Raw genomic sequence first — 11,930 nt, forward strand, 5'->3', positions numbered from 1 at the left:
AAGGCGCCGCACACATCGGCAGACAATTTGCATCCCAGCCCTTTTCGACCGCGCCGTGCGGCGAGACGGCTGATCAGGACATGCGAGGGGATTGCTGATGACGACATTGGAGAAGACGGTTGCGATCGAGACCACCGCGCTCGCGCGCCTCGACAAGGAAGGCCGGTTGCTGAACGCCGTACTCAAGGCGCCGACCACCAAGCCGGGGCGGTTCGGCTTCCGCGGCGACATAGCGTTGAAATTCCAGGCCCAGGTCGCCGACGAAAAGCGTCCGCCGGATTTCTCGATCGAGCAGGTGCTGACGATCGTGAACGACGGAGAGGCGACGATTCCGGTGCTCGTCGGCTACATCCACTCGCTGGCCTATCTCGAGACGGCAGCCGAGGTGCTCAAGGGTCTGCTGACGCCGGACGGCAGCTACTTCATGTTCTGCAACAACATCGACCTGCTGGCGAAGTACCGCATCAAGATGGGCGACATCACGTTCTATGTCCTCCCCTGCGACGAATCCACGGTCTGGAAGGAGATGATGGACCTGCTGTCGATCGACAAGAACGACATCAAGAAGCTCGATACCGCAGGCAAGCTCGATTACGTGCTGGACGCCGCCAAGAAGTTCAGCGAGAGCTATGAAGTCATCGCCTATGCAGATGCGCTGGCCAGGATGGAGCCGGTGAAGAACCGTAACGAGAATCGGCCGGTCTGACTCTCGTTCCTTCACGCGCAAGCTGAAGTCCCGGCGCTCGCGCCGGGACTTCGTGTGAGAGCTCAGCCTTCTTCACACTGAAGACCCGTCTCTTCAGCCTCCTCGTCATCCTCGACCAGGGTCACGCCGGTCACGCAGATGTCGCCGTCGAGGACACTCAGCGCGACCGGCGTCAGGCTCTCGCCCTTGCACGGGCCGTCGACGCAGAGTCCGGTGCCGATCTCGAACAGCGAGCCGTGCTTGCCGCACAGGATGCGCAGGCCGTTGCCGTCCAGGAACTGGTTGCGTTCCCAGTCGAGATTGACCTTGTCGTGCGGGCACATGTTCAGATAGCCGAACACCTGCTTGCCCCAGCGGATGACGAAGATCGGCCACGGACGATGGCTGCCGTCCTCGGCCACGATCATGAGCTGAAAGCCCATGGCGCGGCGGCTCGGAATGTCGTTGAAGCTGCAGATGGCGTAGGCGACGTCGGTCGTCATGTCAGGCCTCATCGATGTCTGGCGCATGTCCGACATTGCCGCTGTCGGCCCAGCGAGAGCGGCGGTCGGCTCGCTGAAGGACCACGTTGCAAGATTCGCGCAACTCCGCCTGTTCGCCTCGCCTTCTTCGCCGCTGCGGGAGACTGGCACAGAACTTGAAAATTTCTCCTGCAAACGCTGCTTTGTAAGGAGATCGACATGAACGTGGCACTGGAATTCGTCGAGAGCTCGCTCGACGACATCAAGGCGGCGCTGGCTGGCGGCACGCTGACGGTCTACTCGGTGGCACGCCCGATCACTGCAGACAAGGCCGTCGACCGCAGCGGCGTGCTCGCAACCTTCACGTTCGGCTCGCCCGCCTTCGGCCCCGCGGCGGACGGCCTCGAGCAGCCGAACTTCGTTGCGGCATCGGTACCGGCGGCCACCGTCGGCACGCCTGGCTTCGCGCGGGCGCGCAAGGCGGACGGCACCACTGTCGCCGATTTCTCCGCCGGCCCAGGCGAGCGCGAGATCAAGTTCACCGAAATATCATGCTCGCCCGGCGCGCCGGTCACGGTCGCGACCTTCAAGATCATCGCCGAAGGCGGCTGGCCGGAGCGTCCGGAATACTACGACACGCATCCGCGCCCGGGCTATCCGATGCCGAAGACGCTCTGACGCGCCACGTGCAATCATCGGATCGGCATCTCTGTTGGATCAACGACATCGCGAGCGCATCCATGAACACGGACACCTCTGACGCCCTGGTCAGCTCGGAATGGCTGGCACAACATCTATCCGACCCTGCTATCAAGATCCTCGACTGCACCTGGCACCATCCGAGCACCAACCTGGACGGCCGTACGCAATATCGCGGCCGGCACCTGCCGGGCTCGGTGCATTTCGACATCGACCAGATCGCCGACAAGTCGAGCCCGCTGCCGCACATGCTGCCGTCATCGGAGGATTTTGCCCACAAGGTCGGGCTGCTCGGCATCAGAAATGCCGACCGGGTCATCGTCTATGACCGTCACTATGGCGGCTCGGCCGCGGGCCGTGTGTGGTGGATGTTCCGCGTCTTCGGCCACGACAACGTCGCCCTGCTCGACGGCGGCTTCGGCAAATGGACCAAGGAGAAGAAGCCGGCGGAGATGACGCCTGTGCGCCCCGTGCCGGCGAGCTTCAGCGCGAGCTTCAGGCCGGAGCTTGTGGCAACCTCGGACGCCGTGCAGAGCTTGCTGCACAGTGGCGGCGCGCAGTTGGTCGACGCCCGTGGGCCGGGCAAGTTCGACGGCACCCAGGCGGACGTGTTCACGTTCAAGCGCCAGGGCCACATTCCCGGCGCCGTCAATCTGCCCTGGGCGGATCTGGTCGACCCCGACACCGGCGAACTGCTGGCCTCTGATGCGCTCGGCGCCCGCTTCGCCGCCGCTGGCGTCGATCTGGCGAAGCCGATCGTCACCACCTGCGCCTCGGGCATCACGTCTTGCATGCTGGCGCTGGCGCTCTATCGCCTCGGTGTTCCGAACGCGGCCGTCCACGACGGCGCCTGGGCGGAATGGAGCCAGCTCGACGACACGCCGGCGGCGGCGTGACAAAGCGGACTTGGATAACGGGAGCACGAGCATGGCAAAGACCCTGGTCAAGACGACGCAGGACGGCCGCAAGGTCGAGGTGATCGGGCTGGCAATCTGCCTCGAAGGCGAGCTCGAGGCGTTCGAGCTGGTCGAGGTGAAGCTGCATCCGAACCGGCGCAAGATCTGGGAGGCCGCGCCCGACGCCACCCACATGGCCGGCCGGATCACGCTGACGAAGGACGAGGCCGCGATCGTCGAGAGCGCGTTTGCCGCCGCCCAGGCCGAGATTCTCGCCAACCCCGCCGCAATCAACGAACGCTTCCGCATCGCCGCGATGTGGAAGGCCAGGGAACAGGGAATCGAGTAGGCGCCACATTCGGAGTGGTGCGCACCTCCCTCCGCCGTCATTCCGGGGCGCGCGCAGTGCGAGCCCTGAATCCATAGCAACGACCGGCTATGAGGCGCGAGATGTCCGTGGCGCCTGTCTGCGAAAACAAGAAACATTCGTGGCTATGGATTCCGGGCTGATCGCTGCGCGATGCCCCGGAATGACGCATGGATGAACTGTGCCGCCATGGATGCGGCAGGAAAGACTCGTAGGGTGGCAAAGCCGTCGGGCGACGCGAATCGGCGTCCGATGGTGTGCCCACCATTATCGTTCCGGATGCGCAGATGGACGGCGGGCACGGCGCGTGAGACCGAATCCCCTATTGAGAGACCGCCCAGGCGCCTTTGCCCACCCTACGGACCAATGCCCGTCATCGCGAGCGCAGCGACGCGATCTAGGGCGGCGCGAGGACTCTGGATTACTTCGTCGCCTGCGGCGACTCGCAATGACGCTGTGGCGCGCGTCCGTCCCTGCTACTGAAAAATCCGGCCACGGTAGTGATAGCCGCCGCCGTCATCGACGTCGAACAGCTCGCCGATGTCCGGATGCTTGACCGGCTCGCCCGAGACGTCGGCGACCAGGTTCTGTTCGGGCACATAAGCGATGTAGCTGCTGTCGCCGCATTCGGCGAGCAGATAGTAGAACGGCTGCTCCCGATCGAGCCGCGTATCCATCGTGATCGCCCGCCAGCCCTCCTCCTCGGAGAACGACAGATCGACGTCGAACACGACACCGCGCAGGTCGTAGACGCGATGCCGGGTCACCTGGCCGATTGTGAACTTTGCTTCCATCCGCAGCATGACGGCACGCTCGACAGTCTCAGGCCGCCGGCGAATGGGTCTGGCAGTTGGTCGGGCAGACCCGGGCGCAGGCGCCGCAGCCGATGCAGGCGCCGGTGTCGTGCATGACCATGATCTTCTTCTCGACCTCGTCATCCTCGTCGTCGTCGAGCTCGACGAACTCGCCCTCGTCGTTGATGCCCTTCAGGGTCATGACCTCGCGGCCGCAGACCTTGTAGCAGCGCCCGCAGCCGATGCACTTGGCCGCATCGATCGCGACTAGGTAGTCCGGCCGCCAGTCGCGGCCGTCACGGGTTGAATTGGACATGGTGACGGGTCCTTGTACAGGCTCACGCGGCCTCGAGCTTCTTCAGCTCGGCCCGCTTCTTCTCCAGCTCGGCGAACGCCTCGTGCGCCTTCTGCGCCGTCGGCAGGATCTGGTCCCAGTTGATGGGCAGCTCCTCCGACAGATCATGCAGGTTCATCTTGGCATCCATAGCGCGCGCCGACAGCTTCTTGATCTCGGCCTTCAGGGTGTCCAGGTCGCTCATCTCTCATCCTCACAGTTCAGTAATTCGCGACATCCTTGAACTTTTCGATCATCTCGACGCCGGCCTTGACGAACTTGTCGCCCTCGTCGGCCAGCTTGCCGAGATTGTCGAAGCCGAAGCGGTGTACGTCGCGCAGCTGCTTGTTGACCACGATCAGCCGGCCGCCGATCAGCACCATGCGGCCGAAGCCCTCGTGACTCATCTTCAGCATCGGCGAGATCATCACGCCGGTGGCCTTCTCGATCGACAGCGCGACCGCGTTGAAGAACAGCTCGAGCCGCCAGATCGTCTCCGGATCGGGATCGCCGATGATCGGCAAAGCGCGCCGCTTCTCCTTGTCCAGGATGTAGGGCTCGAGCAGATCGACATCCTTCTTGCCCTCCCAAGCCCCATGGGTGTCCTGGGCACGCCAGACCTTGATCAGCTCCTTGACAAAGGGCCGCTGCTCGGCGGGGACGGTTTCGACGGCTACCGCGGTATCGGACATGGTGGTTTCCTCATTCCTCGAAATCGAGCGCGCGTTCCTGGCCCTTCGCCAGCGCCTTGCGCAGCCACGGCGGCGGCGTCCCCTTCAGCACGGTCTGCAGCTTGCCCAGGAGATCGGTGATCTCCTCGGGCTGATTGACCTTCATCGGATGGATGTTGTTGGCGACGACGCGCGCTGCGCCGGAGCCTCCGATCGCGGCGACATAGAGGATGGCGCAATCCTTGATCGCCTCGATCTTCGGCGCCAGCTTGTCCTCGTTGCCGTCCTCCTTGAGATCGCCGTCGAACTCGACGCTCTCGACGAAACGGTAGCCCTCGGGATCGAGATCGTAGATCGCGATGTTCTTGGCCCAGCCGAAATGGGCATCGACGCGTTTCAGATCCTGGGTAGCGAATGCGACTTTCATGTCGTCGGTCCTTTCTCCTGAAGCGTCAATGCAGCGGCGCCACGACGGCGGAGTCCAGCGACACCGGCGGCGTATCCTTCCAGGGATCGAGCCAGGTATCGGGCGTCGGCTGATGGTTGTCCTCGCGATCGGCGATGATGAGATTGGCGAGTGCGAAGATCAGATCACGGGTGCCGCGATAGCCGACCGTCAGCAGATGCCCTGCCCCGAGCCGGTCGAACATCGGGAAGCCGATCCGATAGAACGGAATCTTCAGCCGCGCGGCGGCCTGGCGGCCGTGCGAATGGGTCATCATCAGGCCACAGTCGCGGTCCTTCGCGAGGTTTTCGAGATCCTCGAGATCACCGATCAGCACCTCCTCGCACGGCATCCGCTCGAGCACCGGCGACTGCGTCGTGGTGATGGCGACCGAGATCTCGGCCCCCATGTCGTGCAGCATGCTGGCGACGTCGAACAGCAGGTCCGGCTCGGCGCCGATCGCGAGCCTGCGGCCGCCGATGTGGAAATGCGCGTCCAGCATCGCGTCGGCGAGCTGGCCACGCTGCCGGCGATACTTCGCTGGCACCGGGCGTCCCGAGATCTCGCTCAGGAACGTCATGAACTCGTCGTTCGGCAGCAGCCCGCAGAGACGTTCGAACAACCGGTATGGAACGCCGGTCCTGGCCTGCATCGCCTCCGCCGCGCGCTTCATCTGCGCCCCGATCGCGATCGTCCAGGACGCGCTGCCCATGACCGCGATCTCCTCCAGCCCGATGCCACCGATCGTCGTCGGTGTGAACTCGTCGGGGATATGACCGTCGAGCGAGCCGCCGATATCCGGCAGGAACGACGGCTCCAGCCCGAAATCCTCGATGATGGTACGCAGTTCCTCGATGTCCCCCGGCGTCAGATGACAGCCCGGCAGCACGTTGACCCGCGCTGGATCGCGCCTTGTCGACGTCGGCTTGTCGACGAGCACCTCGACCATCTTGGCGACGGTCTTGTCCCAGCCATCCTGGAACGCGTCCTTGAAATCCGGCGTGGAGACATAGACCAGCGGATAGTTCGCCAGCTCCGGATGCTTCTCGCGGATCAGCCTGATGTAGCCGTCGACGTCGTCGCCCTTGGTCTCCGTGACCCCGGTGGAACAGATGCCGATGATCTCCGGCTTTTGTCGCTTGTGGATGTTGAGGATCGCCTGCTCGACATTCTCGTAGCCGCCGAGCACGGTGGCGACCTCGCTCATCGCGGTCGTCTGCATCGGCACCGCTTCCTTGAAGTGGCGCACGAACAAGGTCAGGCCGAACGAGGTGCAGCCCTGCGAGCCGTGCAACAGCGGCATCGCGCCGCGCAGGCCGAGGAAGGCGAACGAGCCGCCGATCGGCTGGCTCATCTTCAGCGGATTGACCGCGCAGGCCTTCTTTCCGATGATGACCTTGGCCATGAGCGCTCCTACTCCGCCGCCTGCAGCAGCTCGGCCGGCGCCTTCTGCGCCGCCAGGATGTCCTCGACCCGACCGGCACAGGCGCCGCAGCCGCCAGAGGCGTTGGTGTGCGTGCGCACACCGGCGACGTCGGTGAGGCCATGCGCCTTGATCGCATCCTCGATGGTGCCGAGGTCGACCGTCTTGCAGTGGCAGATCTTCTTGGCACGCCGCGCGGCTTCAGCTGCGACTGGATCGGCCGCGAGCGCGGCAGCTTCGGCATTGGCCTGAGCGATCGCCCTGGCCTGCCAATTGTTGCTGGCCGTCTCCCAGGGCGCCCGCTTGCGCAGTTGCTCCCACATCGGGTTGTAGATCGCCTTGTCGATCTCGGCGACCAGCTTCACCATGCCGATATAGCCCATATAGGCGTGCGAGCGCTCCTGGTTGATGTCGAGCCAGGGCATCGCCGCCTTCAGTGCCACGAATTGCGACTTGCCACCCGACAGCATGATGTCGGCCTTGGCGTCCTTGAGCATCTTGTACATCTCGCGCGGCGCCATATCGTCGATCATGTGCGCGTCCTGGCCCATCAGCTCCTTGATGCGCTCCTTGTCCTCCTTGGTGGACTTCTTCACGGAGGTGCCGACCAGCTCCATGCCGGCCTCCTGCAGCGCCGCCACCACCGACCACGATTTCACGCCGCCGGTGATCAGGAGCACCTTCTTGCCGGTGAGCCGTTGCTTGAACGGCTCGATCGCTGCCCAGGCCTTGGCCTCCTCGCGGGCGATCACCGCCTCGGTGCGGTCCAAGAGATCGGCTGGCGCGCCGCGCTCGACCAGGAGACGCGCGATCTCGCGCAGCGAGTCCGATGAGTCCTGGATGCCGTAGAACGAGCCCTCGAAGAACGGGATGCCGTAGCGCTCCTCCATCTTGCGGGCGACGTTGATCATCGCCTTGGAGCACACCATCATCGCTGCGCGAGCGCGGTGTGACGACGCGACGTCCTTGTAGCGGCCGTCGCCGGAGATGCAGGCGGAGATACGGATGCCGAGCTCGTCGAACAGCGGCTTCACCTGCCAGAGCTCGCCGGAGAGATTGTATTCGCCGATGATGTTGAGGTCGTAGGGGGTGGTCACCTCCGGCTCGACGGTGCCGATGACGTGGTCGAGCAGCGCCTCGCCGGCAAGCTTGTTGCCGAGGTTCTTCGGGCCCACAAAGCCCGGTGCATTGACGGGAATGCACGGCTTGCCGAACTTGGCGGAGGCTGCCTTGCAGACCGCGTTGATGTCGTCGCCGGTCATGGCGGGCACGCAGGTCTGGTAGACGAAGACCGCCGGCGGATCGTACTTCTCGATGATCTCCTTGATCGCCTTGTACAGGCGCTTCTCGCCGCCGAACACGACGTCGGTCTCGTTGATGTCGGTGGTGAAGCCGGTGCGCCAGATCTGCGCGCCCGACGAGGCCGCACCGCGATTGTCCCAGGAATTCCCCTCGCAGGCGATCGGCCCGTGCACGAGATGCGCGACGTCCGTCAGCGGCTGCAGGGCGACCTTGGCGCCGTCGAAGGCGCAACCACCGGCCGCGCCGCCCGGCTGCAGCTGCTTGGTGCAGCCCTTCTTGCGCTCGGCCTCGGACTTGTTGGCGTTCTTGCCGCAACCCGGCTCGTTGAAGACGTTCTGGATCGTGGCAGACAGCGAGCTCATCGGCTTCTCCTGTTGGCGGACCTTCTGCGCGTCTTGGTGAGACGAGGAGGCTCCGGCCTCTGCGGCCGTCCCCATGAGCCTTGTCGTCCAGATCGAAGCGCGGCGGCCCTTGAGGGACCGCCGCGCGCCGTCACTTAGCGGATGATGTCGAAGCTGTAGTCCGACTTGGCCGGCACGTTGGTGTTGCGGTCGATCTCGTCGAAGATCTTGTCGAGGATCGTGACCAGCACGTTCAGGCCGCCCTGATAGCCCCACACCGGATAGCGGTGCTTGTGGTGGCGATCGAAGATCGGGAAGCCGATGCGGATCAGCGGCGTGCCGGTGTCGCGCTCCAGATACTTGCCGTAGGTGTTGCCGATCAGGAAATCGACCGGCTCGGTGAACAGCAGCGAGCGCATGTGCCAGAGATCCTTGCCGGGATACACGTGGCAGTTCTTGCCGAACGGCGAGCTATCGAACACCGCCTGGACCTTCTCGGCCCAGTCCTTGTTGCCGTTGGTGGCGAGCACATGGGTCGGCTCGGCGCCGAGCTCGAGCAGGAATGCGGCCAAGCCGAGGCATAGGTCCGGATCGCCGTAGATCGCGAACTTCTTGCCGTGGATGTGCGCGCTGGAGTCGGCGATCGCGTCGACCAGGCGCCCACGCTCGAGAGCGAGAGATTCCGGGATCTCCTTGCCGCTGATGCGCGACAGCGCCATCACGAAGGCGTCGGTGCCGGTCACACCGACCGGATGGTTGAAGGAGACGACCTCCTGGCCGTGGTTCTTGATGAACGGCAGGGTCTTCTCGGTGCAGAAGTGCTGCATCGAGATCGTCGCCTTGGCGTGAACGGCGTTGGCCGCGTCCTCCAGGGTCGTGCCGCCGTCGTACATACGGAACTCGCCGTCGGTCGGCGTGTCGAACACGTTCGAATTGTCGCCGAGGATCGTATACTCGATCCCCATCGCCTCGAAGATGTGCTTCACTTCCTTGATGTTGCCAACGGTGTAGCCATCGAAACCGCCGATGAAATTGATCTTCTCGTTGGGAACGCGCTCCAGCTTCGGCGCGGTGCCGGCCTTGCCGTCCCAGAAGTGCTCGAGAATGCCCTTCATCGCGTTGTCGTAGCCGGTGACATGGCTGCCGACAAAGGCAGGCGTATGGGCGAAAGGCACGTCGAATTCGGCCGGAACCGAACCCTTCTCCTTGGAGGTCTTGATGAAGGCGTTGAGGTCGTCGCCGATGACTTCCGCCATGCAGGTGGTGGAGACAGCGATCATCGACGGCTTGTACATGTTGTAGGCGTTGGCGAGACCGTCGATCATGTTGTTCAGCCCGCCGAACACAGCCGCGTCCTCGGTCATCGACGACGACACGCAGGAGCTCGGCTCCTTGAAGTGGCGCGACAGATGGCTGCGATAATAGGCCACGCAGCCCTGCGAGCCGTGCACGAACGGCAGCGTCTTTTCGAAGCCGACAGCAACGAACACCGCGCCGAGCGGCTGGCAGGCCTTGGCCGGATTGACGGTCAGCGCCTCACGGGCGAAATTCTTCTCGCGATATTCGGGCGTCTTGGCCCATTCGCGGATGCGCTCGACCTCGGCGGGGTCGCGCGGATTCTCGAACATCTTCTTCTTGTTGGCCAGCATCTGCTGGTATTCGGGACCACGGAAAAGCTCGAAGTGATCGAGCACATGTTCGGCAGACTGCGTCATGGGAAAACCCTCTTTATGTTCCTGTGTCGATCAGGGAGCGCTGGCTCTCCGCCGAAGGAGAGCCAGGCCGTGGGTGGTGGTGGTTACTCGGCCGCCTGGAGCAACGGCTTGGGCGCCTGCTTCCAGGGTGCCTTGGCCATCTTCCAGACCGGCGAGTTGATGGCCATGTCCATGTCGCGGGCGAAGATCGCGAAGCCGTCATAGCCATGGTACGGACCCGAGTAGTCCCAGGAGTGCATCTGGCGGAACGGCACGCCCATTTTCTGGAACACGTACTTTTCCTTGATGCCCGAGCCGACCAGGTCCGGCTGGACCTTCTCGACGAACTTCTCGAACTCGTATCCGGTCACGTCGTCGTAGATCAGCGTGCCGTCCTTGACGTAGTGCTGGGCGGTGCGCTGATAGTCGTCGTTGTGGCCGAACTCATAGCCGGTACCGACGACCTCCATGCCGAGGTCCTCGTAGGCGCCGATCACGTGGCGCGGACGCAGGCCGCCGACGAACAGCATCACGGTCTTGCCTTCGAGGCGCGGCCGGTACTTGGCGATGACGGCGTCCATCAGGGGCTGGTACTTGGCGATGACACGCTCGGCACCCTCCTTGATCTTGTCGTCGAAATAGCTTGCGATCTTGCGCAGCGATTCGGCGATCTTGCTCGGTCCGAAGAAGTTGTATTCGCACCACGGAATACCGTACTTCTCTTCCATGTGGCGCGAGATGTAGTTCATCGAGCGGTAGCAGTGCAGCACGTTGAGCTTCGCCTTCGGCGTCGCCTCGAGCTCCGCCAGCGAGCCGTCGCCCGACCACTGGGCGATCACGCGCAGACCCATCTCCTCGAGCAGGATGCGGGACGACCAGGCGTCGCCGCCGATGTTGTAGTCGCCGATGATCGCGACGTCGTAGGCCGACGGCTCGAAGCGCGGCGCGGCATCGGCCGGGAGCTTGTCGAACACCCAGTCCCGGATGGCGTCGTTGGCGATATGGTGACCCAGGGACTGAGACACACCGCGGAAGCCTTCGCAGCGCACGGGGACGATGGTCTTGCCGTCATACTCTTTCGACTTGACCTTGGAGACCGCCTCGATGTCGTCGCCGATCAGGCCGATCGGGCATTCCGACTGCACGGTGATGCCGTTGTTCAGCGGGAACAGCTCCTGGATCTCGTCCATGATCTTGGCGAGCTTCTTGTCGCCGCCGAAGACGATGTCCTTCTCCTGGAAGTCGGAGGTGAACTGCATCGTCACGAAGGTGTCGATGCCGGTCGTGCCGATGTAGTAGTTGCGGCGCGCCGCCCAGGAGTACTGGCCGCAGCCGACCGGACCGTGGCTGATGTGGATCATGTCCTTGATAGGTCCCCACACCACGCCCTTCGAGCCGGCGTAGGCGCAACCGCGGATGGTCATGACGCCGGGGATCGACTTGATGTTCGACTTGACGCCGCAATCCGACTTGCCGTTCTCATGCACGTTGAGATGCTTGGCACGGCGCTTGGCGGTCTTTTCCGGATAAACCTTCAGGACCTCGGCGATCAGTTCCTTGTTGCGCGCCTTGATCTCGGCAACGCTTTGTTTCTCGATGACGCTCATCTGGCTTTCCTCGATGATCGGTTGCGGAGGTGCTCCGGCCCTTGGAGACGAAGGGCCGGAGCACCGGTGGCGGTTACGCCGTTGCGGCGAGCTCGGCGGCGGACTTGCCGATCTGGCTCTCGTCCACGGCCTTCATGATGCCGTGCTCCATCAGCATGTCCTCGAGCTCGTCCATCGTGATCGGCGTCGG

General features: G+C 63.8%; 14 protein-coding genes and 1 pseudogene. 4 read left to right on the forward strand and 11 right to left on the reverse strand.

What is annotated here, in order from left to right; translation table 11 throughout:
- Positions 1 to 97 precede the first annotated feature (97 nt).
- Positions 98 to 706 (forward strand): hypothetical protein, encoded by a 609-nt coding sequence (locus tag ACQR1D_RS31660; RefSeq protein WP_434837721.1) that lies wholly within the window; start codon positions 98 to 100, stop codon positions 704 to 706.
- Positions 707 to 768: 62 nt separating this feature from the next.
- Here ACQR1D_RS31660 and ACQR1D_RS31665 read toward each other — a convergent pair whose 3' ends face one another.
- Positions 769 to 1,188: a Rieske (2Fe-2S) protein gene (locus ACQR1D_RS31665; RefSeq protein ID WP_315803687.1), complete on the reverse strand. Its 420-nt coding sequence runs from the start codon at positions 1,186 to 1,188 to the stop codon at positions 769 to 771.
- Positions 1,189 to 1,386: 198 nt separating this feature from the next.
- Here ACQR1D_RS31665 and ACQR1D_RS31670 point away from each other — a divergent pair, with 198 nt between their 5' ends.
- The 3 genes from ACQR1D_RS31670 to ACQR1D_RS31680 all read left to right on the forward strand — a co-directional run bounded on the left by ACQR1D_RS31670 (position 1,387) and on the right by ACQR1D_RS31680 (position 3,111).
- Complete coding sequence (locus ACQR1D_RS31670) at positions 1,387 to 1,845, forward strand: hypothetical protein (RefSeq protein ID WP_315803688.1); 459 nt, start codon at positions 1,387 to 1,389, stop codon at positions 1,843 to 1,845.
- Between the two features lie 62 nt (positions 1,846 to 1,907).
- Entirely contained in the window at positions 1,908 to 2,762 is an 855-nt protein-coding gene (locus ACQR1D_RS31675) for a sulfurtransferase (RefSeq protein WP_316218896.1), read from the forward strand.
- Between the two features lie 31 nt (positions 2,763 to 2,793).
- Positions 2,794 to 3,111, forward strand: a complete 318-nt coding sequence (locus ACQR1D_RS31680) for a hypothetical protein (protein WP_315713146.1) — start codon at positions 2,794 to 2,796, stop codon at positions 3,109 to 3,111.
- 494 nt (positions 3,112 to 3,605) lie between these two features.
- Here ACQR1D_RS31680 and hspQ read toward each other — a convergent pair whose 3' ends face one another.
- The 10 genes and pseudogenes from hspQ to nifH form a co-directional block, all read right to left on the reverse strand.
- Complete coding sequence (gene hspQ / locus ACQR1D_RS31685) at positions 3,606 to 3,932, reverse strand: heat shock protein HspQ (protein WP_315803690.1); 327 nt, start codon at positions 3,930 to 3,932, stop codon at positions 3,606 to 3,608.
- 19 nt (positions 3,933 to 3,951) lie between these two features.
- Positions 3,952 to 4,239 (reverse strand): ferredoxin III, nif-specific, encoded by a 288-nt coding sequence (gene fdxB, locus ACQR1D_RS31690; protein WP_008960273.1) that lies wholly within the window; start codon positions 4,237 to 4,239, stop codon positions 3,952 to 3,954.
- Positions 4,240 to 4,261: 22 nt separating this feature from the next.
- Positions 4,262 to 4,462, reverse strand: a complete 201-nt coding sequence (locus ACQR1D_RS31695; RefSeq protein WP_006609662.1) for a CCE_0567 family metalloprotein — start codon at positions 4,460 to 4,462, stop codon at positions 4,262 to 4,264.
- 16 nt (positions 4,463 to 4,478) lie between these two features.
- Positions 4,479 to 4,949: a NifX-associated nitrogen fixation protein gene (locus ACQR1D_RS31700; RefSeq protein WP_316179939.1), complete on the reverse strand. Its 471-nt coding sequence runs from the start codon at positions 4,947 to 4,949 to the stop codon at positions 4,479 to 4,481.
- Positions 4,950 to 4,959: 10 nt separating this feature from the next.
- Positions 4,960 to 5,355, reverse strand: coding sequence for a nitrogen fixation protein NifX (gene nifX / locus ACQR1D_RS31705; RefSeq protein WP_315803692.1), 396 nt, complete (start codon positions 5,353 to 5,355; stop codon positions 4,960 to 4,962).
- Between the two features lie 25 nt (positions 5,356 to 5,380).
- Positions 5,381 to 6,778, reverse strand: a complete 1,398-nt coding sequence (gene nifN / locus ACQR1D_RS31710) for a nitrogenase iron-molybdenum cofactor biosynthesis protein NifN (RefSeq protein ID WP_434837720.1) — start codon at positions 6,776 to 6,778, stop codon at positions 5,381 to 5,383.
- A gap of 8 nt (positions 6,779 to 6,786) precedes the next feature.
- Complete coding sequence (gene nifE, locus ACQR1D_RS31715; protein ID WP_434837719.1) at positions 6,787 to 8,460, reverse strand: nitrogenase iron-molybdenum cofactor biosynthesis protein NifE; 1,674 nt, start codon at positions 8,458 to 8,460, stop codon at positions 6,787 to 6,789.
- Positions 8,461 to 8,594: 134 nt separating this feature from the next.
- Positions 8,595 to 10,154: a nitrogenase molybdenum-iron protein subunit beta gene (gene nifK, locus ACQR1D_RS31720; RefSeq protein ID WP_316179933.1), complete on the reverse strand. Its 1,560-nt coding sequence runs from the start codon at positions 10,152 to 10,154 to the stop codon at positions 8,595 to 8,597.
- 83 nt (positions 10,155 to 10,237) lie between these two features.
- Positions 10,238 to 11,740 carry a nitrogenase molybdenum-iron protein alpha chain gene (gene nifD, locus ACQR1D_RS31725; protein WP_315803696.1) on the reverse strand — a complete coding sequence of 501 codons (1,503 nt, stop codon included), beginning with the start codon at positions 11,738 to 11,740 and terminating at the stop codon, positions 10,238 to 10,240.
- 73 nt (positions 11,741 to 11,813) lie between these two features.
- Positions 11,814 to 11,930: pseudogene (nifH, locus tag ACQR1D_RS31730) on the reverse strand (nitrogenase reductase); the annotation flags it as partial.

The organism is Bradyrhizobium sp. HKCCYLRH2047, from assembly GCF_051168175.1.
Taxonomy (GTDB): domain Bacteria; phylum Pseudomonadota; class Alphaproteobacteria; order Rhizobiales; family Xanthobacteraceae; genus Bradyrhizobium.

Coding starts and splice junctions, on each gene's coding strand:
- ACQR1D_RS31660 (WP_434837721.1), top strand. CDS start 98: ATGACGACATTGGAGAAGACGGTTGCGATCGAGACCACCGCGCTCGCG.
- ACQR1D_RS31665 (WP_315803687.1), bottom strand. CDS start 1,188: ATGACGACCGACGTCGCCTACGCCATCTGCAGCTTCAACGACATTCCG.
- ACQR1D_RS31670 (WP_315803688.1), top strand. CDS start 1,387: ATGAACGTGGCACTGGAATTCGTCGAGAGCTCGCTCGACGACATCAAG.
- ACQR1D_RS31675 (WP_316218896.1), top strand. CDS start 1,908: ATGAACACGGACACCTCTGACGCCCTGGTCAGCTCGGAATGGCTGGCA.
- ACQR1D_RS31680 (WP_315713146.1), top strand. CDS start 2,794: ATGGCAAAGACCCTGGTCAAGACGACGCAGGACGGCCGCAAGGTCGAG.
- hspQ (WP_315803690.1), bottom strand. CDS start 3,932: ATGCTGCGGATGGAAGCAAAGTTCACAATCGGCCAGGTGACCCGGCAT.
- fdxB (WP_008960273.1), bottom strand. CDS start 4,239: ATGTCCAATTCAACCCGTGACGGCCGCGACTGGCGGCCGGACTACCTA.
- ACQR1D_RS31695 (WP_006609662.1), bottom strand. CDS start 4,462: ATGAGCGACCTGGACACCCTGAAGGCCGAGATCAAGAAGCTGTCGGCG.
- ACQR1D_RS31700 (WP_316179939.1), bottom strand. CDS start 4,949: ATGTCCGATACCGCGGTAGCCGTCGAAACCGTCCCCGCCGAGCAGCGG.
- nifX (WP_315803692.1), bottom strand. CDS start 5,355: ATGAAAGTCGCATTCGCTACCCAGGATCTGAAACGCGTCGATGCCCAT.
- nifN (WP_434837720.1), bottom strand. CDS start 6,778: ATGGCCAAGGTCATCATCGGAAAGAAGGCCTGCGCGGTCAATCCGCTG.
- nifE (WP_434837719.1), bottom strand. CDS start 8,460: ATGAGCTCGCTGTCTGCCACGATCCAGAACGTCTTCAACGAGCCGGGT.
- nifK (WP_316179933.1), bottom strand. CDS start 10,154: ATGACGCAGTCTGCCGAACATGTGCTCGATCACTTCGAGCTTTTCCGT.
- nifD (WP_315803696.1), bottom strand. CDS start 11,740: ATGAGCGTCATCGAGAAACAAAGCGTTGCCGAGATCAAGGCGCGCAAC.